This window comes from Dechloromonas sp. ARDL1 (assembly GCF_051122455.1).
In the GTDB taxonomy this organism is placed as follows: domain Bacteria; phylum Pseudomonadota; class Gammaproteobacteria; order Burkholderiales; family Rhodocyclaceae; genus Azonexus.
This window is the reverse complement of sequence record NZ_CP168939.1, coordinates 254776-277396: the sequence shown is the minus strand read 5'-3', so window position 1 is coordinate 277396 and position 22621 is coordinate 254776. Positions and strand designations below refer to the sequence as shown.

Annotated in this window: 21 protein-coding genes; 10 read left to right on the top strand and 11 right to left on the bottom strand. The window is 62.1% G+C overall.

What is annotated here, in order from left to right; all coding sequences use genetic code 11:
* The first annotated feature begins 16 nt into the window (after window positions 1-16).
* From waaF to AB6Q56_RS01330, 6 genes are all read left to right on the top strand, one after another.
* Window positions 17-1030, top strand: a complete 1014-nt coding sequence (gene waaF, locus AB6Q56_RS01355) for a lipopolysaccharide heptosyltransferase II (protein ID WP_434515410.1) — start codon at window positions 17-19, stop codon at window positions 1028-1030.
* Window positions 1027-1458 carry a YybH family protein gene (locus AB6Q56_RS01350; RefSeq protein WP_434515409.1) on the top strand — a complete coding sequence of 144 codons (432 nt, stop codon included), beginning with the start codon at window positions 1027-1029 and terminating at the stop codon, window positions 1456-1458. Before waaF ends, AB6Q56_RS01350 begins: the two co-directional genes overlap by 4 nt.
* Window positions 1455-2411, top strand: a complete 957-nt coding sequence (locus tag AB6Q56_RS01345) for a YheT family hydrolase (protein WP_434515408.1) — start codon at window positions 1455-1457, stop codon at window positions 2409-2411. The genes AB6Q56_RS01350 and AB6Q56_RS01345 overlap by 4 nt, the downstream gene beginning before the upstream one ends.
* A gap of 12 nt (window positions 2412-2423) precedes the next feature.
* On the top strand, window positions 2424-3800 hold the full coding sequence (locus tag AB6Q56_RS01340; protein WP_434515407.1) for a phosphomannomutase/phosphoglucomutase: 1377 nt from the start codon (window positions 2424-2426) through the stop codon (window positions 3798-3800).
* Window positions 3801-3809: 9 nt separating this feature from the next.
* A complete protein-coding gene (locus tag AB6Q56_RS01335; RefSeq protein ID WP_434515406.1) occupies window positions 3810-5060 on the top strand; it encodes an EAL and HDOD domain-containing protein in 1251 nt (416 codons plus the stop codon).
* Between the two features lie 89 nt (window positions 5061-5149).
* Window positions 5150-5515 (top strand): hypothetical protein, encoded by a 366-nt coding sequence (locus AB6Q56_RS01330; RefSeq protein WP_434515405.1) that lies wholly within the window; start codon window positions 5150-5152, stop codon window positions 5513-5515.
* Between the two features lie 19 nt (window positions 5516-5534).
* Here the strand turns inward: AB6Q56_RS01330 and AB6Q56_RS01325 are convergent, their stop codons facing one another.
* The 5 genes from AB6Q56_RS01325 to AB6Q56_RS01305 form a co-directional block, all read right to left on the bottom strand.
* Window positions 5535-5837, bottom strand: a complete 303-nt coding sequence (locus AB6Q56_RS01325) for a hypothetical protein (RefSeq protein WP_434515404.1) — start codon at window positions 5835-5837, stop codon at window positions 5535-5537.
* Window positions 5834-8455 carry an alanine--tRNA ligase gene (gene alaS, locus AB6Q56_RS01320; RefSeq protein ID WP_434515403.1) on the bottom strand — a complete coding sequence of 874 codons (2622 nt, stop codon included), beginning with the start codon at window positions 8453-8455 and terminating at the stop codon, window positions 5834-5836. The genes AB6Q56_RS01325 and alaS overlap by 4 nt, the downstream gene beginning before the upstream one ends.
* Window positions 8456-8606: 151 nt before the next feature.
* Complete coding sequence (locus AB6Q56_RS01315) at window positions 8607-8960, bottom strand: hypothetical protein (RefSeq protein WP_434515402.1); 354 nt, start codon at window positions 8958-8960, stop codon at window positions 8607-8609.
* A gap of 64 nt (window positions 8961-9024) precedes the next feature.
* A complete protein-coding gene (ugpQ, locus tag AB6Q56_RS01310; protein WP_434515401.1) occupies window positions 9025-9768 on the bottom strand; it encodes a glycerophosphodiester phosphodiesterase in 744 nt (247 codons plus the stop codon).
* Window positions 9768-11078, bottom strand: a complete 1311-nt coding sequence (locus AB6Q56_RS01305) for an extracellular solute-binding protein (protein WP_434515400.1) — start codon at window positions 11076-11078, stop codon at window positions 9768-9770. Before AB6Q56_RS01305 ends, ugpQ begins: the two co-directional genes overlap by 1 nt.
* Before the next feature lie 93 nt (window positions 11079-11171).
* Between AB6Q56_RS01305 and AB6Q56_RS01300 the strand changes: the two genes are divergently transcribed.
* From AB6Q56_RS01300 to AB6Q56_RS01285, 4 genes are all read left to right on the top strand, one after another.
* The gene (locus AB6Q56_RS01300) at window positions 11172-11582 is read left to right on the top strand and encodes a hypothetical protein (RefSeq protein ID WP_434515399.1); all 411 of its coding nucleotides are present in this window, start codon (window positions 11172-11174) and stop codon (window positions 11580-11582) included.
* Window positions 11583-11619: 37 nt separating this feature from the next.
* Entirely contained in the window at window positions 11620-14157 is a 2538-nt protein-coding gene (locus tag AB6Q56_RS01295) for a sensor histidine kinase (protein WP_434515398.1), read from the top strand.
* Window positions 14150-14515 (top strand): response regulator, encoded by a 366-nt coding sequence (locus AB6Q56_RS01290; RefSeq protein ID WP_434515397.1) that lies wholly within the window; start codon window positions 14150-14152, stop codon window positions 14513-14515. The genes AB6Q56_RS01295 and AB6Q56_RS01290 overlap by 8 nt, the downstream gene beginning before the upstream one ends.
* 159 nt (window positions 14516-14674) lie before the next feature.
* On the top strand, window positions 14675-16099 hold the full coding sequence (locus AB6Q56_RS01285) for a DEAD/DEAH box helicase (RefSeq protein WP_434517112.1): 1425 nt from the start codon (window positions 14675-14677) through the stop codon (window positions 16097-16099).
* 64 nt (window positions 16100-16163) lie between these two features.
* Here the strand turns inward: AB6Q56_RS01285 and AB6Q56_RS01280 are convergent, their stop codons facing one another.
* The 6 genes from AB6Q56_RS01280 to hyi all read right to left on the bottom strand — a co-directional run bounded on the left by AB6Q56_RS01280 (window position 16164) and on the right by hyi (window position 22617).
* Window positions 16164-16964 (bottom strand): PP2C family protein-serine/threonine phosphatase, encoded by an 801-nt coding sequence (locus tag AB6Q56_RS01280; protein ID WP_434515396.1) that lies wholly within the window; start codon window positions 16962-16964, stop codon window positions 16164-16166.
* An 81-nt stretch (window positions 16965-17045) separates the two neighbouring features.
* A complete protein-coding gene (locus AB6Q56_RS01275; protein WP_434515395.1) occupies window positions 17046-17852 on the bottom strand; it encodes an HDOD domain-containing protein in 807 nt (268 codons plus the stop codon).
* Between the two features lie 89 nt (window positions 17853-17941).
* Complete coding sequence (gene glcF, locus AB6Q56_RS01270; RefSeq protein WP_434515394.1) at window positions 17942-19177, bottom strand: glycolate oxidase subunit GlcF; 1236 nt, start codon at window positions 19175-19177, stop codon at window positions 17942-17944.
* Window positions 19177-20226 carry a glycolate oxidase subunit GlcE gene (glcE, locus tag AB6Q56_RS01265; RefSeq protein ID WP_434515393.1) on the bottom strand — a complete coding sequence of 350 codons (1050 nt, stop codon included), beginning with the start codon at window positions 20224-20226 and terminating at the stop codon, window positions 19177-19179. Before glcE ends, glcF begins: the two co-directional genes overlap by 1 nt.
* Entirely contained in the window at window positions 20226-21710 is a 1485-nt protein-coding gene (locus tag AB6Q56_RS01260) for an FAD-linked oxidase C-terminal domain-containing protein (protein WP_434515392.1), read from the bottom strand. Before AB6Q56_RS01260 ends, glcE begins: the two co-directional genes overlap by 1 nt.
* Window positions 21711-21843: 133 nt before the next feature.
* A complete protein-coding gene (hyi, locus tag AB6Q56_RS01255) occupies window positions 21844-22617 on the bottom strand; it encodes a hydroxypyruvate isomerase (protein WP_434515391.1) in 774 nt (257 codons plus the stop codon).
* Window positions 22618-22621 lie beyond the last annotated feature (4 nt).

Here is a 22621-nt window from a genome sequence, read left to right as displayed (position 1 = left end):
AGCCCGCCGTTTTCGCATGAAGAGAGCCCTGATCGTCGCCCCGTCGTGGATCGGCGACACCATCATGGCGCAGCCGCTGTTCGCACGGCTGTGCGCCCGCCATCCCGGTTTGCATCTCGACGCCCTGGCCCCGCGCTGGGTCGCGCCCGTGCTGCACCGCATGGCCGAAATCCGCGACGTCATCGACAGCCCGTTCGGACACGGCCAGCTGTCGCTCAAGACCCGCTGGCGCCTGGCCCGGCAACTGGCTGCGGGAGGCTATGATGCCGTCTATGTCCTGCCCAATTCACTGAAATCGGCCCTGGTCCCGTGGCTGGCCGGCATTCCGCAGCGCGTCGGCTTTACCGGTGAATCGCGTTACGGGCTGATCAACGTCCGCCACGATCTCGACAAGCAGGCGCTGCCGCTGATGGTCGAGCGCTTCATGCAGCTGGCAGAAACGCCGGGTACGCCGCCGCGCAAGCCGATCCCCTATCCGCGCATCCACTCCAGCCCGGAAGATCGGCAGCGCACGCTGGTCGAACTCGATTTGAGCAAGCCGGAGCGCGTCGTCGCCTTCTGCCCGGGCGCCGAATATGGCCCGGCCAAACGCTGGCCGACCGCCCATTTCGCCACGCTGGCCCGGCAACTGGCCGCCCAGGGCTGTGCCATCTGGCTGTTCGGATCGCCCAAGGATCATGCGGTTGCCGAGGAAATCGCCCAGCTCGCCCCCGGCCTGTGCCGCAACCTGTGCGGCGCCACAACGCTCGGCCAGGCCGTCGACCTGCTGGCGCTGGCCGATCTGGTGGTGTGCAACGACTCCGGGCTGATGCATGTCGCCGCCGCCCTCGACCGCCCCATCGTCGCACTGTACGGGTCGTCATCACCCGGCTTCACCCCGCCGCTGTCGGATCGCGCCGACATCATCAGCCTGAATCTCGACTGCAGCCCCTGCTTCAAGCGCGAATGCCCGCTCGGTCACCTCGATTGCCTGAACAAACTGATGCCCGAACGAGTTCTCGCCCATTGCAGAAAATGGATATCGCCATGAGCAAGCCCGGCCATTTCGCCTCGCCCGACGATGTCGAACACGCTTTCTATGATGCCATCGCGCATGGCGATGCCGACCTGCTGATGCTGGTCTGGGCCGAGGATGAAGACACCGTCTGCGTGCACCCGACCGGCGTCCGCCTGCGCGGCGAAGCACCGATTCGCGAAAGCTGGCGCAGCATCTTCGCCAGCGCCCGCATCAAGGTCCAGCCGGAATCGGTCGCCCACTGGCAGGGCAGCGTCATGGCCATCCATCACCTGACCGAAGTCCTGTTCGTCGGCGACGACCCCAGCCCGCACGGGCCGCTCCACGTCACCCACGTCTACGTCCGTGGCGCCCACGGCTGGCGCATGGTCAGCCGGCACGCCTCGGCCGCCGACGATGGCCACCAGGCAATGGCCGACGCCATTCCGCACACGCTGCATTGACACCCTACCGCGCCCCCGGCTGGCTGCCCGGCGGCCAGGCCCAGACCCTCTGGCCGCTGCTGATCAAGCCGAAAGCCATCCCCCTGCGCCGCGAGCGCTGGGAGACGCCGGATGGCGACTTCATCGACGTCGATCACCTCGATGGTCCGCCCGAGTCGCCCTTGCTGGTACTTTTCCATGGACTGGAAGGCAGCGCCCGCAGCCACTATGCCATTTCGACCGCCCGTGCCTGCCGCCGCATGGGCTGGCGCCTGGCGCTACCGCATTTCAGGGGCTGCTCCGGCGAACTGAACCGCCGCCCACGCGCCTACCACTCCGGCGATTCAGCTGAAATCGACTGGATCCTGCGTCGCCTGCATCAGGACAACACCGGCCGTCGCCTGCACGCCGCCGGCATTTCGCTGGGCGGCAATGCGCTCCTCAAGTGGGCCGGCGAACAACAGCAGGCTGCCGCCTCGCTGGTCAGCGGCGTCGCCGGCATCTGCGCCCCGCTCGATCTGGCCGCCTGTGGCCACCAACTGGCGCGCGGCTTCAATCGCATCTACACCCGGCATTTCCTCGACACCCTGAAATCCAGATCGGCAGCCCGCCTGGCGCGCTTCCCTGGGCTTTTCGACGAAACGCGCATGCGCCGTTCGCGCAATCTATGGGATTTCGACGACGCGGTCACCGGCCCGGTACACGGCTTTGCCGGCGCCGACGACTACTGGGCACGCTCATCGGCCATCGCCTGGCTGAAAACGATCGCCGTCCCTGCCCTGGTGGTCAATCCCAGAAACGATCCCTTCCTGCCGGCGTCCGCCCTGCCCGGCCCGAACGACATCAGCCCCTGCGTCCGCCTCGAGCAGCCGGCCACCGGCGGCCATGTCGGCTTCGTCAGTGGTGCCTTTCCGGGAAATCTGGACTGGCTGCCGCAAAGGCTCTTACACTTCTTCACATCCGAATTGTCCTAAGCAAACACCGTCATGAATCAACTCCCAGCCGAAATTTTCAAGGCCTACGATATCCGGGGCATCGTCAACAAATCACTGACCGCCGACGTCGTCCGCCAAGTTGGGCACGCGCTGGGTTCGCTGGCGGTCGAGCAGGGCCAGACCGCCATCGCCGTCGGTCGCGACGGCCGCCTGTCCGGCCCTGAACTGGCGGACGCACTGATGGACGGTATCAATGCCGCCGGGGTGGACGCCATCGACGTCGGCTGCGTACCGACCCCATTGACCTATTTCGCCGCCTACGAACTGGGCTGCCACTCCTGCGTCTCGGTCACCGGCAGCCACAACCCGCCCGACTACAACGGCCTGAAGATGGTCATCGGCGGCACCACGCTGGCACTGGATGCCATCCAGGACCTGAAGAAACGTATCGAGGCCGGCAACCTGAAACACGGCCAGGGCCAGCGCCGCAGCACCGATATCACGGCGGCCTACGTCGCCAAGATCGTCGGCGACGTCAAGCTGGCCCGACCGATGAAGATCGTCATGGATTGCGGCAACGGTGTCGCCGGCGCCATCGCCCCCGAACTGTTCAAGCGTCTCGGCTGCGACATCGTCCCGCTCTATTGCGAGGTCGACGGCAACTTCCCGAACCACCACCCGGATCCCTCCAAACCGGAAAACCTGGCCGATGTGATCAAGGCCCTCCAGGAAACCGACGCTGAAATCGGCATCGCCTTCGACGGCGACGGCGACCGACTGGGCGTCGTAACCAAGGATGGCGAGATCATCTTCCCCGACCGCCAGTTGATGCTGTTTGCCGCCGACGTGCTGTCGCGCGTGCCGGGCGGCCAGGTCATCTACGACGTCAAGTGCACGCGCCTCCTCGCCCCGTGGATCAGGCAGCACGGCGGCGTGCCGCTGATGTGGAATACCGGACACGCGCTGGTCAAGGCCAAGCTCAAGGAAACCGGTGCCCCGCTGGCCGGCGAGATGTCCGGCCACACCTTTTTCAAGGAACGCTGGTATGGCTTCGACGATGGGCTGTACACCGGCGCCCGCCTGCTTGAAATCCTCAGCAAGGCGGCCGACGCCAACCCGGTATTGAAGAACCTGCCCAATGCGCCGTCTACGCCGGAACTGAATATCAAGATGGCCGAGGGTGAACCGTTCAAGCTGATCGACAAGCTCAAGGCCGAAGGCAAGTTTGCCGGCGCCGAGGAAATCATCACCATCGACGGCGTCCGCGTGGAGTACGCGGATGGCTTCGGACTGGCCCGCCCGTCGAACACCACGCCGGTGGTCGTCCTTCGCTTCGAAGCCGACAACGCGGTGGCCCTGGAGCGCATCCAGGACGGTTTCCGGCAAGCGCTCAACGCAGCTTGGCCAGGCATCCAGCTGCCATTCTAAGGAGCTTTCGTGAGCGAATCAGCCTCCGACCAGTTGTTCCTCGGACGCCAACCGATCCTGGACCGCGACCAACAGCTGTTCGCTTATGAACTACTTTTTCGTAGCAGCGGCAACAACTTTGCCGAAGTCACCGACGGCGTCCAGGCCACGGCCACCGTTATCGCCAATGCCTTCACCGAGCTCGGCGTTGCGGCAGCACTGGGCAAGCACCGGGGATTCATCAATGTCGACGAGCAGTTTCTGTTCAGCGACATGCTTGAGTTGCTTCCCCGCCATGCAGTCGTTCTGGAAATCCTGGAAACTGTGCCGCCCACGCCAGCCGTCATCGAGCGCTGCCGCGCCTTGAAGGCCGCTGGTTTCACGCTGGCGCTCGACGATGTCGTCCAGCTTGAGCCGGCCTTCGCCGAACTCCTGGCCCTGGTCGATATCGTCAAGGTCGACATCCAGCCGCTGTCGCGCGTCCAGTTGATGCAGTTGAGCATGAAGCTCAAACCCTTGGGAAAACAACTGCTGGCCGAGAAAGTCGACTCGCGCGAACAGATGGAACAGTGCCTGAAATTGGGCTTCACACTCTTTCAGGGCTACTACTTCGCCAAACCGACCATCATCGCCGGCAAGAAGCTGGACCACTCGCAGCTGTCGTTGATGAAACTGATGGGATTGCTTCTTGGCGATGCCGACACCTGCGAACTCGAAGCAGCGCTGAAGCCGGAGCCGGGCTTGACCGTGAACCTGCTGCGCATGACCAATTCGGTCGGCGCCGGCTGCGTTGAGCGCATTACCTCGCTGGGTCATGCCATCACCGTCCTCGGCCGACGGCAGCTCCAGCGCTGGCTGCAATTGCTGGTCTTCGCCTCGGGCAAGCAAAATGCGACGGGCAATCCGCTCCTCCAGATGGCAGCTACGCGCGGCCGACTCATGGAGTTGCTGGCCAACGAACTCAGCCCCGACAACAATGGGCTGGCCGACCGGGCCTTCATGGTCGGCATCATGTCCTTGATGCCCGTCCTCGTCGCTCAGCCGATAGATGAAATTATCGCCCCCCTCGGCCTCACCAGCGACATACGGGATGCGCTATGCCACGGCAGCGGCCGACTCGGTGCCTTGCTGCGCATCACTGCCTGCAGCGAGAGCGGCGACACGCTGGAACTGGGCGCAGCACTGGCCGAGGTGCCGGGCCTGAGTGCGAAAGCCATCAACCGGGCGCAGACCGTGGCACTGCAATGGGCCAACGAAATCCTCCAGGAACAATCGTCCTGAGTTTCGTTACAAAACTGCCACAGCCTGGCAACAGCCGGCCCAACGAGGCGAGCCTATAATCCAGAGGGTCATCTACTTCACGGTATTCCATGGATAGCGAACGCCCACACCAGCCATTCGGCCACAACGCACTCGGCAGACCGCCTCAAGGTCCGCTCGCCAAAGTGATCGCCTTCGTGCTGAGCGCCGCCTTTCTCGTTCTGGCTTTCATGTTCTCGGTGCTTGCCCTGGCCGTTGTCTCCGTCCTCGGTGTCATGCTGGGTGGCTGGCTGTGGTGGCGGACCCGGAAATTGCGTCAGGAAATTGATCGCCAGCGGGCCGAGCAATGGAGCGGCACGGCACAGGAAAGTCCGTTCCGCCCCACGCCGGAGCGTTCAGCGACTGTCATCGACGGCGAAGCAACTCGCATCGCCGACGATGCGGCGGGTGCCGCCGCTCGCCGGCAGGAAGACTGACCGGCGAAGGACTGGGCGCTTAACGCAGCTTAGGATTGAGCGAGCCGCGGTTATAGTCCTTGTCGCCCGGCATCACAGTTCGCCCGACGCCGAACAATCCCCCTTGGGCCTCGGCGTTGCGTACCTTGTTCTCCGGATATTCGGCGGCAATTTTCCGGGCGACTTCAGCCTTCTCCGTGTCGACGAATACCCAGCGTCCGTTCGGGAACAGACGAACCGGGTAGCCGTCGGCAGTGACCGCCTCTATCGGCGCGCGCTCGGGCTCGGCGGCGACGCACAACCCCGCCGCCAGAACCAAGAGTACGCCGGGCAGCGCTTTCAAAGTTTGGCGTCGACCCAGCCCGGTACGGAAGCCAGCGCTGCCGGCAGGTTTTCCGGCTGGGTACCGCCAGCCTGCGCCATGTCCGGACGACCGCCGCCCTTGCCGCCAACCAGCTGGGCGACCATGTTCACCAGTTCCCCGGCCTTGACCTTGCCGGTCAGGTCGGCAGTGACGCCGGCAATCAGCGTGACCTTGCCGTCGGCAACCGACGACAGCACGATGGCGGCCGATTTCAGCTTGTCCTTCAGCTTGTCCATGGTTTCGCGCAACGCGGTAACGTCGGCGCCGTCCAGAACCGCGGCCAGCACCTTTGCCCCCTTGACATCAACCGCCTGGCCGAGCAGATCGTCGCCCTGCGATGCAGCCAGCTTGGACTTCAGGCGAGCCAGTTCCTTTTCCAGCGCACGGACGTTGTCCATGATGCCGACGACGCGCTCCGCGATTTCCTCCGGCGTCGTCTTCAACAGTGCGGAAATACCCTGGACGCGGTTTTCCTGCACCTGCACATAGGTCAGCGCGTTGTTGCCGGTGATCGCCTCGACGCGGCGCACGCCGGCGGCGACGCCGGCCTCGCTGACGATCTTGAACAGCCCGATGTCGCCGGTGCGGCCGACATGGGTACCGCCGCACAGCTCCTTCGAGGAACCGATGGCGACGACACGCACTTCGTCACCGTACTTCTCGCCGAAGAGCATCATGGCACCGGATTTCTGGGCGTCGTCGATGGCCATGACGCGGCTGTCGGTGGCGGCGTTGGCGAGAATCTCGGCATTGACGATTTCCTCTACCTCGCGGATTTCCTCGGCGGTCATCGGCTGGCTGTGCGCGAAGTCGAAACGGGTCTTGTCCGGATCGACCTGCGAGCCCTTTTGCTGCACGTGGCCGCCCAGCACTTGGCGCAAGGCTTTGTGCATCAGGTGGGTGACCGAATGGTTGCGTGCTGTCGCGGCGCGCGACACGGCATCGACGCGGGCGGCGACTTCCTGGCCGACGGCCAGCTTGCCGGTCTTCAGCACGCCATGGTGGCCGAACACGGAGGCCTGAATTTTCAGCGTATCCTCGACCGCGAAGATGCCGCCGACGCCTTTCAGTTCGCCTCGGTCACCGCACTGGCCGCCGGATTCGGCATAGAACGGGGTGTTGTCGAGAACGACGACACCGAGATCGCCTTCGTTCAGCTCCTTGACGGCCGCACCGTCCTTGTACAGCGCCAACACCTTTCCCTTGGCGTCGAGCGATTCGTAGCCGTGGAAGGTGGTTTCCTGACCGGCGTAGTCGAGTGCGACAGCCATCTTGAACTTGCCGGCGGCGCGGGCCTGCTCCTTCTGGCGGGCCATGGCGGCGTCGAAAGCGGCGCCGTCGACGGTGACGTTGCGCTCGCGGCAGATGTCGGCCGTCAGGTCGAGCGGGAAGCCGTAGGTATCGTGCAGCTTGAAGGCGGTTTCGCCGTTGAAAACGGTGGCGCCCTTGGCGGCCATATCGGCCAGTTCACCATCAAGGATGGCCATGCCGTGCTCGATGGTCGCGAAGAAGCGGTCTTCTTCCTGCTTCAGCGTGGCGACCACCTTGGCCTGGTTTTCCTTGAGTTCCGGATAGGCTTCGCCCATCTCGGCAACCAAGTCCGGCACCATCTTGTGGAAGAAGGCGGCGCGGGCGCCCAGCTTGTAGCCGTGACGAATGGCGCGGCGGATGATGCGGCGCAGGACGTAGCCACGACCCTCGTTGCCCGGAATGACGCCATCGGCGAGCAGGAAGGAGCAGGCGCGGATGTGGTCGGCCAGCACCTTGAGCGACGGGCTGTTCATGTCGGCGTCACTGGTTTCGCGGGCAGCAGCGGCGATCAGCTTCTGGAAGAGGTCGATCTCGTAGTTGGCATGCACATGCTGCAGCACGGCGGAGATGCGCTCCAGGCCCATGCCAGTGTCGACAGAAGGCTTGGGCAGCGGATGCATGACCCCGGCTTCGTCGCGGTTGAACTGCATGAACACGTTGTTCCAGATTTCGATGAAGCGGTCGCCATCTTCTTCCGGCGATCCCGGGGGGCCGCCCCAGATGTGGTCGCCGTGGTCGTAGAAGATCTCGGTGCACGGGCCACAGGGGCCGGTGTCGCCCATCATCCAGAAGTTGTCGGACGCGTAGCGGGCGCCCTTGTTGTCGCCGATGCGCACGATCTTCTCGGACGGCACGCCGACTTCCTTGTGCCAGATGTCGTAGGCTTCGTCGTCCTCGGCATAGACCGTGACCATCAGCTTGTCCTTGGGCAGTTTGTAGACTTCGGTCAGCAGTTCCCAGGCGTACTTGATGGCGTCGCGCTTGAAATAATCGCCGAAGCTGAAGTTGCCCAGCATTTCGAAGAAGGTGTGGTGACGCGCGGTGTAACCGACGTTTTCCAGGTCGTTGTGCTTGCCGCCGGCCCGCACGCATTTTTGCGAGGTGGTGGCGCGGGTGTAGGGGCGCTTGTCGAAACCGAGGAAGACATCCTTGAACTGATTCATGCCGGCGTTGGTAAACAGCAGCGTCGGATCGTCGTGCGGAACGAGCGACGAGGAGGCGACGATCTGATGCCCCTTGGAGGCGAAGAAGTCGAGGAATTGCTGGCGGATTTCAGAGCTTTTCATAAGCTGGCAGCCTTCGCGGCGGTGGAATTCGAAACCGTCCATTTTAAATGAAAGTGCCAGCCTTCAGTGCAGGAGCATGGCCCGCTACGGTGACGACGGCGCAAAAAGAAAAACCCGCTCGGCGGCGGGTTCCCGTGTCTGCTCTCAGCATTCAGCGTTGGCGCGGTCGATCCATGCGGCCATCGTGGTTGTAGTCGTGCTGACGGTCGTGTTTCTGGCGGTAGATGCGGTCGCCTTGCACGTTCTGCGCATGCTGAATGCGGTTGCGTTCCTGGCGAGTCACCGTGCCATCCGCCTTGGCGCGGTTTTCCATGTTGTCGACATGCTGCTGGCCGCGCTCCAGACGGTTCGCCTCGCGCGGGGTCAGGCTGCCCGAAGCGATGCCCTGATCGATGCGACGCTCCTGATTGACCTGACGCTGGTCGATACCCGGCGTATTGGCCTGGGCGAAAGCAAGGGTGGGCAGAACGACGACGATGGCAGCAAGTGCTTTGACGGTTTTCATGTTTTCCTCCTGAGATGTAGGGCGAACTCCCTGAACACCATTAGAAGTGAAAGCGCGTTAAAAATCAGCCACCCAAATGCAAGCCTTTGTAAGCACTTGTTTCGGATGCAAACAAATCGAGTCGGTCGGTAAACAGGGAGCTGACGCCCTTCTCGAAGAGATTTCTTGCCTGCTCCGGATCATTGACGGTGTAGCACAACACGGGAACGGCGGCTTCCTTCAGTGTGGCAAGGGTATCGTCAGCCAGGTGCCTGGCGTTGCAATGCAGCGTGACTGCCCGCAGACGCACCATTTCCTGTTGCCAATCCGCGGGAATCTGCTCGAACAGCAGACCTCGCGGCAGATCGGGCGCCAGATCGCGAGCAACTTCGACAGCCTCGAGGGAAAACGACGACAGCAAGGGCATCACCTCGGCTCCATGCCACAAGGCGCGCGCCTGACGGGCCACCGTTTCGGCTGTCTGGCGCTCAAAGCCGCCGGCCGGCTTGATCTCGACATTAGCCAGCAAGCCGTATTGGCGACACAGCGCCGCCGCCTCGGCAAGGCGCGGGATGCGCTCGCCATGACCGACATCGAGCGCGAACAGTGCGCTATCCGGCGTATCGCAGACGCGCCCGACGCCGTTGGTCGTCCGCTCCAGCGTTTCGTCGTGAATGAGAACCGGAGTCCCGTCTCCCGACAACATGACGTCGAATTCGACCGCCCGATAACCGAGCCGCGCCGCCAACCGGATTCCGGCCAGGGTGTTTTCCGGCGCGAGCGAACCGCCGCCGCGGTGGGCAAACCAGCGCGGCAGCGGCGGCATCATCAGAAGGGCTGCGCCTTCTTCAAGGCCGGCTTGGCGTTCAACACGGCGTTGCCGCGCGACACCGCCGTATCGAGCGCGGCCTTGGCAGGTTTCTTGTCCGACCAAACGGCTTCCAGCTCTTCGTTGGTGATGATGCGAATCGGGTCGGCATCGGTCACATGCGGAACATTCGCCGTACCGCGCCCCTTCATCGAGGCATACGCCACTTCAAGCGTCTTGTCGCCATCCTGCAGCAGCGTGCTCCGGGCCGCCGAGCGCGCCGCAGCCGTCAGCGGCAAACCGCCGTAGATACGGACCATTTCGATCTGCATTTCCGGCGAAAGCAGGAAAGAAACGAACTTCGCCGCCTGCTTGTATTCGGCTGCCGACTTTCCGGCCCCCACCCACAGTGAGCCGCCGTCGGCCAAGGTGTGCTGGCGGCCGCCATAGACGTCGTCATGGTAAGGCAGCGGCGCCACGCCCAGTTCGACACCCTTCGCATCGCGAAAATCCACGTGCTCGCGGGAATCGGTGGTGATCATCGCGCACTCGCCGGCATGGAATCGGGCACTGGCTTCGTCGCGACGCCCGAAGACCTTGAAGTAGTTAGCCTTGGCCCAGGTTGCCATCATGGCGATGTGCTTGACCTGCGGCAGTCCGTTGAAGGTCAAGACCCCCTTGTCACTGACCGCAGGAACCCCGGAAACGGCACTCACGTTATCGACATGGACCCAGACCGGCCATGACGAGGTGTAGGGACAGGCATAGCCGGCATCCTGGAGCTTGTCGAGCACGCCTTGCATCTCGAACCAGGTCTTCGGCGGCTGCTCGGGGTCCAGCTTCGCCTTGCGGAAGGCATTCTTGTTGTAGAACAGTACCGGCGTCGAATAGACCAGCGGCAAGGCGACCAGACGCCCCTTGCCATCGACCGTGCCGGCCTTCAGATCGGGAGAGAGGTCGGCCAGCTTCAGCGGCTGGCCTGCCTTGGCCATCATCTCGTGCAAGGGCACGAAGCTCTTCGGCTGAACCAGAATATCACTCATGTCATAACGACGAACCAGATTCAGGCCAGCCGGCTTTTCACCTTTTTCGAGACGGGACAGCTTCAGATTGCCCCCGGTTTCCTTATTGAAGCGATCAACCACGGCTTGCAGTTGCTCCTCGCTTGCCGGGCCGAGATTGTGCGCGAGCTCGAAGTCGGCAGCCGGCGCCGGTGCAGCTTTGGCCGCAGGCTTGGCGGCCGTCTTGGTAGCCGGCTTGGCCGCCAAGACGGGGGCACAGGCAAAGGCCAGGGAAATGGCGATGGCGGAAGGGAGAATACGATGCTGCATGGGTACTCCGGGAGCGTAAAGCGCTTGATTATACCCGTCAAAATCAGGGCATCGCCTCTCCCTGCTTTTTACAAATATGCGAGAATCGCGAACATGAAAACGTACATCCTAACCGCCATCGCCGTCATCGCGCTTACTGCGTGCGACCAGATCGGCCAGAAGCTTGGCCTGGAAGACCCCGCCAAGAAGGAGGCGCGCATGGAGCCGGAAGCCAAGGCTGTCGGCAGTGCCTGCCGACAATCGGGACGCGCCATCGAAGACTGCTATTCGATCTATGGCTGGCTGCCGAAAGCCGGCATCTACGCCGGCTGGCGCGAAATGGACGAATACATGCGGGAAAACAAGCTGGAAACGGTCGCCCCGCAACTACCGCCCCCGGAGCCTCCTGGCGCCAAGAGAAAGGCAAAGAAGGAGACGACCGAAAACGCCACGGCGAGCGACGCCAAGGCGGAAGTCAAGACAGAACCCAAGGCCGACAGCGAGAAGAAGGCGGACAAACACTAAGCAGCCCACCACGTCATTTTCCTCTCGGAGCGTAGCGATGCCATTCCCGGATTTCATGGGTGGAATACGTGGAAAACTGATCAGCATCTTCGTGCTGATCAAGGTGATTCCGCTTCTGCTGCTTGCCTGGTTCGCCTGGTATGCCACGAGCCGCCTGGGCAACGACGTATCGGCAAAAGCCGGGAGCATGGCCGACGCCATTCTGGTGACCATGAAATCGATGGGCAAGACCGTCACCGACGACTCGATACGCGCGCTGGACTTGCGTTCGCGGGAAGCGATCGAGGCGCTGACGACGGATACAGCCAAGGAAATAGCCGCTTTTCTGTACGACCGCGACAACGATATCCGCCAGGCAGCCACCCTCCCCCCTTCCGAGGAGGCTTTCGCACAGTTTCTGAACGAACACCAACGCGACATCTATCAGCACGGAAAATGGCGCCTGGCCGATGACGGAAAATCATGGACTCCCGAGCAAGCGGTCGCACGCGAGACCAAAGCCACCCGCAAGCCACTGCCCGACAACGCCAAGGACTTTCACACGCGCCCCCCAGAATATCTGGGAGAACGCCAGCGCCGTCCACTATTTGTCGAAATAACCTTCGTCGATCTCGCTGGCAATGAAAAGATCAAGGTCACGCAAGGCGACCTGACCGACAAGCGCCGGCGCAACATTGCCGACCCGGCCAATACCTTTGTGAAGGCCGAGCAATATTTTGCCGAGCTGGGCAAGCTCAAACCGGGGGAAATCCATGTCTCCAACGTGATCGGTGCCTATGTACCGACGCATACCATTGGCCCCTATCTTCCGGCCGTTCTCGAAAAAGCCGGAAAACCCTTCAGCCCCACGGATTCGGCCTATGCCGGAACCGAGAATCCACTCGGCAAGCGCTTCCGCGGAATTGTCCGTTGGGCCACGCCGGTCGTCAGGGGGGGGCGGATCACCGGCTATGTCACATTGGCCCTCGATCACGACCACATCCGCCAGTTCTCCGATCGCCTGATGCCGACGGAGGAACGTTTCACCCCGATCGCCGATGCGATCAAGGGGAACTACGCATTTCTCTGGGATCACAACAGCCGCTCGATCTCCCACCCCCGCGACTACATGATCGCCGGTTACGACCCGCTGACCGGCCGTCCGGCCACGCCATGGATGGACGAAGCGCTCTACGCGGAATGGCAGGCCAGCGGCAAACCCGCCGACGAATTCCTTGCCGGCATCCCACCATTCCGCGACCAGAACCTGCAACGCAAGCCGGCGAAGGCACTGATCGAGGCAGGCACCGTCGGCCTCGACTGCCGCTACCTCAACTTCTCCCCGCAATGCGACGGCTGGAATGCCCTGACCGAACATGGCGGATCGGGCTCCTTCGTAATCTTCTTCTCGGGCTTGTGGAAACTAACCACGGCGGCTGCAATCCCCTACTACACCGGTCAATACGGCAAAACGCCACAAGGCTTCGGTTTCGTCACCATCGGCGCCAACGTCGATGACTTCCACAAGGCGGCTACCGATACGGCAACACGGATCAATGCCTTGGTCGAACAGAAGGACGCCGACTTCAAGAACCGCCGCAGCGCGCTGCTCGATCACATCAGCGACAGCCTGGCCGCCACCGCATTCGGCCTGTGGGGATCGACCCTGCTGATGGTCGCCGTCGTCATCGGCATCGCAGTCTGGATGGCCGGGCTGCTGACCCGGCAGATCACCGGGATGATCGACGGCATTCACGATTTTCAGGCGGGCAACCTCGGGCGCCGGCTGGATGCACGCGGCACCGACGAAATGGGCGAACTGGCCCGCTCCTTCAACCATATGGCCGACTCGGTCGAGGAGTCGTTCAAACGTCTCGATGAGGCACGCGAAAAAGCCGAGGAAGCCAGTCGCCAAAAATCAGCCTTCCTGGCGACGATGTCGCACGAGTTGCGAACCCCGCTCAACGGCATACTGGGTTTCGCCGAACTCCTGAAGCTCGAACTGAAAAATCCATCACATCAGGAATACGCTGCCATCATCGAACAGAGCGGCAGCCACCTGCTCAGCCTCGTCAATGAAATACTCGACCTGGCCAAGATCGAATCGGGCGAAATGCTCTTCCAGTCCGCTCCGACGGCAATTGCTGATCTTGTCGACGAATGCGCAGTACTGCACCGGGTTCCCGCCGAAAGCAAGGGACTCCGCTTCGGCGTGCATCTCGCCGATGAACTGCCCGCCCAATTCCCGACCGACCCGGTACGCCTGCGTCAGATACTCAACAATCTACTGAGCAATGCGGTCAAATTTACGGCTCGCGGTGAAATCTCGCTCGCGGTCAGCCGGATTGGCAATGAAATTGCGTTTGCAGTAAGCGACACCGGCCTGGGCATCCCCGTGGAGAGCCAGGAAACAGTTTTCGAGAAATTCAAGCAACTGGAGCACTTCCTGACCCGGGAACAAGGCGGAACAGGACTTGGGCTCGCGCTCGTCAAACAACTCGTCGAGCACATGGGGGGCAGAATCGCGCTGACCTCCGAAGTCAACGTCGGATCGACCTTTACCGTATTCCTCCCCCTTGGAGCGACCAATGACTGACCAACCACTTGCCTTGGTCGTTGACGATCAACCGACCAATCGTCTGCTTGCATCGGCGCTGCTCAAGCGTCTGGGCTGGGATGTCAAGGAGGCTGCGGATGGATTGAGTGCCCTGGCTTTGGCAAGACAAAACGCTTTCCGCCTGATCCTTCTCGACATCAGTATGCCCGGGCTATCCGGCGAGGAAACCTGCGCCCAGCTCAAGGCATGTGCCGTGTCGCCGCGACCGACGATCATTGCCTACACGGCGCATGCTTTTCAGGAAGATCAGGATCGCCTGAGGAGCCTCGGCTTCGACGACGTGCTCGTCAAACCGATCAATCGGCAGCAGCTTGAAACGATGGTCGGCAAACTTTGAGGGCACCGGCTTTCTGACAAAAATCACGCTCTCCGCCACCGGCGCCCCATGTATTCTGACCGAGCGCAGACGGTAGGCGTATAATTCCGGCCCATGTCTGAAATCAATACCTTAGCCGGCGACGCAGCCGGCACTCCGGCTGCCGAAGCAGCTCCCGAAATCACCTTCGCCGACCTCGGCCTGGCCCCCGAACTGCTGCGTGCCGTTACCGACGAAGGCTATACAAAACCGACTCCGATCCAGGCCAAGGCAATTCCGCTCGTCATCAGCGGCAAGGACATCATGGGCGGTGCCCAGACCGGCACCGGCAAGACCGCCGCCTTCACGTTGCCCATCCTGCAACGTATTCTGCCCTTCGCCAGCAGCAGCCCCTCGCCGGCCAAACACCCGGTACGCGCCCTGATCCTCGCACCGACCCGCGAACTGGCGCTGCAGGTCTTCGAATCAGTCAAGGCCTACAGCAAGCATACGCCGATCCGCGCCATGTGTGCCTTCGGCGGCGTCGACATCAAGCCGCAGATCGCCGAGCTGAAAAAGGGCGTTGAAATCCTCGTCGCCACGCCGGGCCGCCTACTCGATCATGTCGAGAACAAGAGCGTCAGCTTCAATTCCGTGCAGGCGCTGGTCCTCGACGAAGCCGACCGCATGCTCGACATGGGCTTCATCCCCGACGTCACCCGCATCCTCAAGATGCTGCCGGCCCAACGCCAGAGCCTGCTGTTCTCGGCCACTTTCTCGGAAGAGATCAAGAAACTGGCCGATACCATGCTCAGCTCGCCGGTATTGGTCGAGGTCGCCCGCCGCAACCAGGTATCCGACACCATCACCCACCGCGTTCACCCGGTATCCGAATACGGCAAGCGCGGGTTGCTGACCAAGTTGCTGAAGTCTGGCGAAATCCGCCAGTGCATCGTCTTCATGCGCACCAAGCAGGGTTGTTCGCGGCTGACCCGCGAACTGCAACGTGCCGGCATCCACGCCGATGCCATCCACGGCGACAAGAGCCAAATCGATCGCATCAAGGCGCTCGATGCCTTCAAGGCTGGCGAAACGCACGCCCTGATCGCCACCGACGTCGCTGCACGCGGCCTTGACGTAGACGATCTGCCCTACGTCATCAACTACGAACTGCCGCATACGCCGGAAGACTACGTGCATCGCATCGGCCGTACCGGCCGCGCCGGCAAGATGGGCAACGCCATCTCGCTGGTCAGCGCGCACGAGGTCGGCTACCTGGTCGATATTGAAAAACTCATCAAGCGGCCGATCGAACAAGTCGAAGTAGCCGGCTTCGAACCGGAACCCGAATACGAGTACCCCCCGGGCAACAAGCGCAAGCGTTCATTGGCACCGCCGCCGAAGGCACCGCTGGCCCACAAGCCGGAACGCCACGAGCGCGGCGAACGCCGCCCATCGCGCCGCAACCCGATGATCGCCGCCGACGGCTTCGATTTCAGCAAACCTTACGAGGAAACCTCCCCGCGCGGCGAGATTCCGGACTCGCCCAAGGCACCGCCCAAAGCCGATCCGCACAAGCCAAAACGCGTTGTGGCTGCGCTGCTCGGCGGATTGGGCCGCAAGTAAGGCAAACACACGTAAACAAGAACGGCGCCATCCAGGCGCCGTTCTTGTTTTGATCTTAGCGCGCTCAGAGACGCGAACGAGGAACGAAACCCGGTGGCGGCGCCGGCTTCTTGGGCGGCAAAGCCTCGATCAGCTTGATAATGGCCAGCGACAGATTATCCCCGCCGCCGTTGGCACGCTGCCGGGCCTTGTCAATGAGGATTTCGCAAGCCTGGCGTGCCGAGTTCTCGGCTACCAGCGCACCCAGTTCGCGGTCATCAAAGTAGGCCCACAAGCCGTCCGAACACAAAACGAAGGAATCGCCGGCGGCCAGTTCGGTAAACTCGTCGAGAGTGATCTTGGGCTCATCCTGTCCGCCGAGCGAAGCCAGCAGGACATTGCGGTTAGGATGCGTAAGCGCCTGTTCGGCCGTAATCTTTCCGGTCGCCACGAGATGTTCGACGTACGAGTGATCGACGGTACGACGCACCAGTTGCTTGCCCCGGAAATGATACAAACGACTGTCGCCGCAATGCCCCCAGGTGACTTTTCCCGGCTGGAGCAGCAACATGACCGCCGTGCTGTGCGGATCCATTTCGTTCATGAAGCGCGACGCCTTGATCATGGTGTGCGCCTCGAACATACTGTTTTCCAGCATGCCTTGCGGGCATTCGTCGGCACCAAGGAAATGATCGAGATTGGTTTTTGCGGTATGGATGACCTGCTCTGCGGCCAGCGCGCCGCCCGTATGCCCCCCCATGCCGTCGGCGACAACAGCCAGCGCCACACCCTTGCGGCGTGCATGCGGCAAGATCGCCACACGATCCTGCTGCTCCTTGCGATCTCCTTGATGTTGCGCAGCGCACGCATCGACAGCTATCGACATTCCTCCCCCTTTTCGGCCGCAAGGGCATCACGAATGGCTGAAAGCTTGATTAACACTGTTGCAACGTCGTTTTCCGGGCAATCACGGCGCATTGGCTACTCCCTGAAAGCGCTCGAGAACGATATCGACGAATTCCGGCAAGGTATCGTCGCTCAGCCCCAGTTCAGGTAGTACATCGCCGCGAATGGCATCCCACTCCGGGTTGTCCATGCGCTGATCGACGCAATGTATCTCGATGGCCAGCTGCAGGATGGCAACCATGCTGCGCGCCTCGTGAGCCCCCAGATCGTTGATCGAATGATGGTAGCGAATGGCATCGCAGATGAACTCCGGAAGGCACCAGTGACGGGCGACAAGATAGCCGACCACACAATGATCGGCGTTGAACTTGCTGTCTTCGTCAGCCAGATCGATCCATTTTCCCGGGGCCCCCAGCTGCATCTCGGCACAATAGGTTGGGAAACGCTGCATCAGCAGCGGCACGCCGCAGTCGTGGAATATTCCTGCCAGATAAGCCTGATCCGGAAAAATGTTGCACACGGCGACACGCTCGTCGGCGATCAGCATGGCCATCTGGGCGATGGTGTGCGAGCGTGCCCAGAAGGCCTCGTAAACCTGACGGTTCTTCTTGACCCCCCCGAGCCCGGCCAGCGAAATGGCCTGCACCAGATTGAAGGTCTGACGCACGCCGACGGCATGAAGAATCTCCTCAACCGAGCTCATCGGCGGATGCTGGCGATACGCGGAGTTTCCCACAATCTTGAACAATATTGCCGTCAACCCTGGATCCTGATTGATGACGCGAGCCAGCAAACGGACATCCATTTCCTTGCGCGCCATCAGTTTGCGCAACTCGTCGAGTACGCGTGGTTGAGGCGGAATCTTCACGCCTCCCTCCAGCAATCTCTTGATCCGCCCGGCCCCCTGCTCGTCCAGCGATTTCGTAATTTCGAAAACAGAATTTGTGGCCTCAGCCATCACACCAAACCCTCGTCTATCAGTTCTATCCAGTGCCTGACCGGCAAACTGCTTCCGGCCTGCAAATGCGTCAGGCAGCCGATATTCGCGGTAGCCACCAGCGCCGGCCCGCCAGCCATCAGCGCATTCAGCTTATTGTCGCGCAACCGCCCGGCCAAGTCCGGCTGGAGCAGCGAATAGGTACCCGCCGAACCACAACAAAGATGGCCATCGGCCACCGGCGTCAGAATATAGCCCACCGCCTGCAACAGCGTTTCGATCACCCCACGAATTTTCAAACCGTGCTGCAGCGTGCATGGAGAATGAAACGCCAGCCTCCCCCGCTCCCCTGCGCGCACGGCAAGAAGCGGCAACAGTGTATCTGTTTCTGCCACAAGAATCTCGGCAGGATCGCGGCAGAGCGCACTAATTTTCCGTGCCTTTTCGGCGTAGGCCGGCTCATCGGCCAGAACATGCGCGTAATCCCTGACCTGAACACCGCAACCCGAGGCAGTCATCACAATCGCCTCGATCCCGGCTTCGACGTGCGGCCACCAGGCATCGATGTTACGACGCATGTCGGCCTTGCCATCCGCTTGCGCATTCAGGTGAAAACGTACGGCACCGCAACATCCGGCCTTCTCCTCCTCGAACAGCGTAATGCCGAGACGATCCAGCACGCGCGCCAAGGCAGCGTTGATATTCGGCGCCAGCGATGGCTGGACACAGCCGGCCAGCGCGAGCATACGCCGCTCATGCGTCCGCTCTTTCGGCCAGGGGAGGCCAACGGGCAGCGCTGGCGGCAGCTTGTCGGCCAGCACCGAAGGTAGTAGCGGTTTCATCGCCCGGCCAATGGCAAGCGCCGGGGCAAACAATGCCGGATTGGGCAGGACCGTCTTGAGCAGCGTGCGCGTCAGCCTGTCGCCCAGGCGGCGGGGCAGTTTGTCTTCCACCACCATGCGACCGACATCGAGCAGATGACTGTATTTGACTCCTGACGGGCAGGTCGTTTCGCAGGAGCGACAGGTCAGGCAGCGATCAAGGTGAGTGCGCGTCTTCTCGCTCACGGGCTTGCCCTCGAGCACTTGCTTGATCAGATAGATTCGGCCCCGCGGGCCATCCAGTTCATCGCCCAGCAATTGATACGTCGGGCAGGTTGCCGTACAGAAGCCGCAATGCACGCATTTGCGCAGGATTTCCTCGGCTACCTGACCGTCATGCGTCGCCCGCAGTTCGTCGGTGAGTTTGGTATCCATCAGAACTCCGCGTACAAACGACCAGGATTCAGTATCCCCCTCGGGTCGAAGTATTTTTTGAGGCGTCGGTGCAGCGCCAGCATGGCCGGCGATAGCGGGGCGAAAGCCCCCTCCAGGCAGCGCAACGACTCGGGGGCGCGATAGAGCACCGCGTGGCCGCCCAGACGCGCTGCTGCGCCCCGTACCGCATCCTGCTCTCCGGCATACCAGCGCAGCGCGCCGCCCCACTCGACGGCACGCAAACCCGACACCCCGGGGTCACCGGCCGTAGATGGCAGCGCAAGACGCCACAGGATGTCGCTGGCGAATACAGGGTGCGTCTGTTCGCGTACCGACTCCCACAAACCATTGCCGTCCGCCAGCTCGCTTCCGCCCAGTTTGCCGATTGCCGCATCGACCGCGGCCTTCGCTCCGGACAAGCGCAGCCAGAGCTGCCCCTCATGCCAAAACGATGCGGATATAGGCAACGGCTGCCCGCCCCAGCGATTGAGCCGGGCAATCGCCTCCTCCACATCCAGCGCGAACACCAGTGTCCGCTCCGCCGTCGGCTGCGGCAGCACCTTGAGAGTAACTTCGGCCAGTACCCCCAGAGTTCCCAAGCTGCCGGCCAGCAGGCGCGAAACGTCGTAACCGGCGACGTTCTTCATGACCTGACCGCCAAAGTTGAGCACCTGACCCGTGCCGTCTACCAGCCGGGCGCCGAGCGTGAAATCGCGCACAGCCCCGGCCTGCTGTCGGCGCGGACCGGACAAGCCGGCAGCCACGCAACCGCCGACTGTGGCTCCCGAAAAACGTGGCGGCTCGAAAGCCAGCATCTGCCCTTGTTCCGCCAAAGTCGCCTCGATCTCGGCGAGCGGCGTACCGCAACGCGCGGTGATGTATAGCTCGGTGGGCTCGTAGGCTACGATACCGCGGTATCCGGCTACATCCAGCGGGATCCCGGAGAGCATCCCGCCGTAGAAATCCTTGCTGCCGGCACCGCGGATACGTAACGCGGAGTGGTTGTCGTACGCCGTCCGGACGCCCTCAACGATGGTATCTAGCGTCATCAGAAACGCTCCAGTTCCGGAAACGTGAGTTCGCCACGATGCACATGCATGCGGCCGTATTCCGCACAGCGATGCAGACTCGGTACGGCCTTGCCGGGGTTGAGCAAGCCCCGCTCGTCGAATGCATGCTTGATGCCACGAAAGGCATCGAGTTCGGGCGTCGCATACTGGACGCACATTTGATTGATTTTCTCGATCCCCACGCCGTGTTCGCCGGTAATCGATCCGCCCAGAGCGACCGACAATTCCAGTATTTCGGCGCCGAAGGCCTCGGCCCTTTCCCAGTTGCCCGGCTCGGAAGCGTCGTACATGATCAAAGGATGTAGATTGCCATCCCCGGCATGAAAAACGTTGGCGCAACGCAATCCGTATTTGTGCTCCATCCCGGCAATCGCCGACAGCATCTCGGCCAGTCGCTTGCGTGGGATGGTGCCATCCATGCAATAGTAATCCGGCGTGATCCGCCCGACCGCCGGGAAAGCCGCCTTGCGCCCGGCCCAGAAACGAAGGCGCTCGGCTTCCGACTGCGAAACGCTGATGTTGCTGGCCCCTGCCTGTTTCAGCACCTCGGTGACGTGGGCGATTTCCTCCGCCACCTCTTCCGGTGTTCCGTCCGATTCGCACAGCAGGATGGCCTCGGCATCCAGGTCGTAACCTGCCTTGACGAAGGGCTCAACCGCTGCAGTCGCCGGCTTGTCCATCATTTCCAGACCGGCCGGGATGATGCCGGCAGCGATGATGGCGGCGACCGCATCACCTGCCTTGGCGACATCGTCGAACGAAGCCATCACGACCTGCGCCAGTTCCGGCTTGGGCACCAGTTTGACGGTCACCTCGGTAACAACGCCCAGCATGCCCTCCGAACCGATCAGCAGCGCCAGCATATCGTACCCCGGCGAGTCCGGGCCTTCCGAGCCAATGTCGAAGACCTCACCCTCAATGCTGACCACACGGATGCGCAACACGTTATGGACGGTGAGTCCGTACTTCAGGCAATGCACGCCGCCCGAGTTCTCCGCCACGTTACCGCCCAGCGTGCAGGCAATCTGCGATGAGGGATCCGGGGCGTAATACAATCCATGCGGCGCGGCCGCCTCGGAGACGGCGAGATTGCGCACCCCGGGCTGGACGACGGCAAGCCTGGCCAACGGATCGACACGCAAAATCCTGTTGAAGCGCGCCAACGACAGCACGACACCCTGAGAATGGGGCATCGCCCCGCCGGAGAGCCCGGTGCCGGCGCCGCGAGCCACCACCGGCACGCCCAGCTGGTGGCAGGTGCGCAGGATGTCGATCACCTGTCCCTCGGTCTCGGGCAAGCAAACGGCCAGCGGAAGCTCGCGAAACGCTGTCAGTCCGTCGCACTCGTAGGGGCGCAAGTCTTCTTCGTCAGCCAGCAGACAACGATCCGCGAGATAGAGTCGCAAGCGCTTGAGCAGGCTTTCCTTGTCGACCGAAAACTGAATATCGTTCATTGCACTCATGACGGCGGGGTCACCTGATCAGGACGGCGCGATTAGCGTTGATGTTGCCAAGGCTTGGCACGGTAAACAGCAAGCGGCCGTGCTCTGAAAAACAATACCATGCATCGTGCCGAGCAGACGATGGCGCTTTGGCTCATCTGGGCAACCAGGCAAGACCAGCCTCGGTCGTAGCCAGCGGTTTGTATTCGCATCCCACCCAGCCCGAATAACCCAGACGATCCAGCAAAGCGAACAAGTAGGGATAGTGAATCTCTCCAGTGCCCGGCTCATGACGACCGGGATTGTCGGCAATCTGGACATGGCCGATCAGATCGATGTTGTCTTCTATCGTGCGCGCCAGATCGCCCTGAATAATCTGCGCGTGGTAAAGGTCGAGTTGGAGTCGGACGTTGTCGCGGCCGATGCTTTCGATCAAGCGCAGCGCCTTGTCGACATTATCGAGCCAGTATCCGGGCATATCGATCCGGCTATTGATCGGCTCGACCATGACGGTGGTGCCAATCGTCGCAAAACGATCGGCCGCATAGCGCAGGTTGGCGACATAAACGGCTTCCAACTCAGTCTCGGCAACGCCCCAGGGGCGCAAACCCGCCATGCAATGCACGCGCTCGCAGTCGAGTAGCATCGCGTAGTCCAAGGCCTGTTCGACCCCCTCCACGAACTCGCCCTGACGGCCGGGCAAACACGCCACCCCACGCTCGCCGTTAGCCCAATCGCCAGGCGGAAGGTTGAACAACACCTGTTCCGCGTCAGCAGCCTTCAGGCATTCGGCAAGCTCTCGGGCAGGCCAGTCATAGGGAAAGAGGTATTCAACCCCCTCAAATCCAGCTGCGGCTGCGAGGTCAAAACGCTCCCGGAAGGAATGCTCGGTGAACAGAAAGCTCAGGTTAGCTGCGAACTTTGGCATGGGC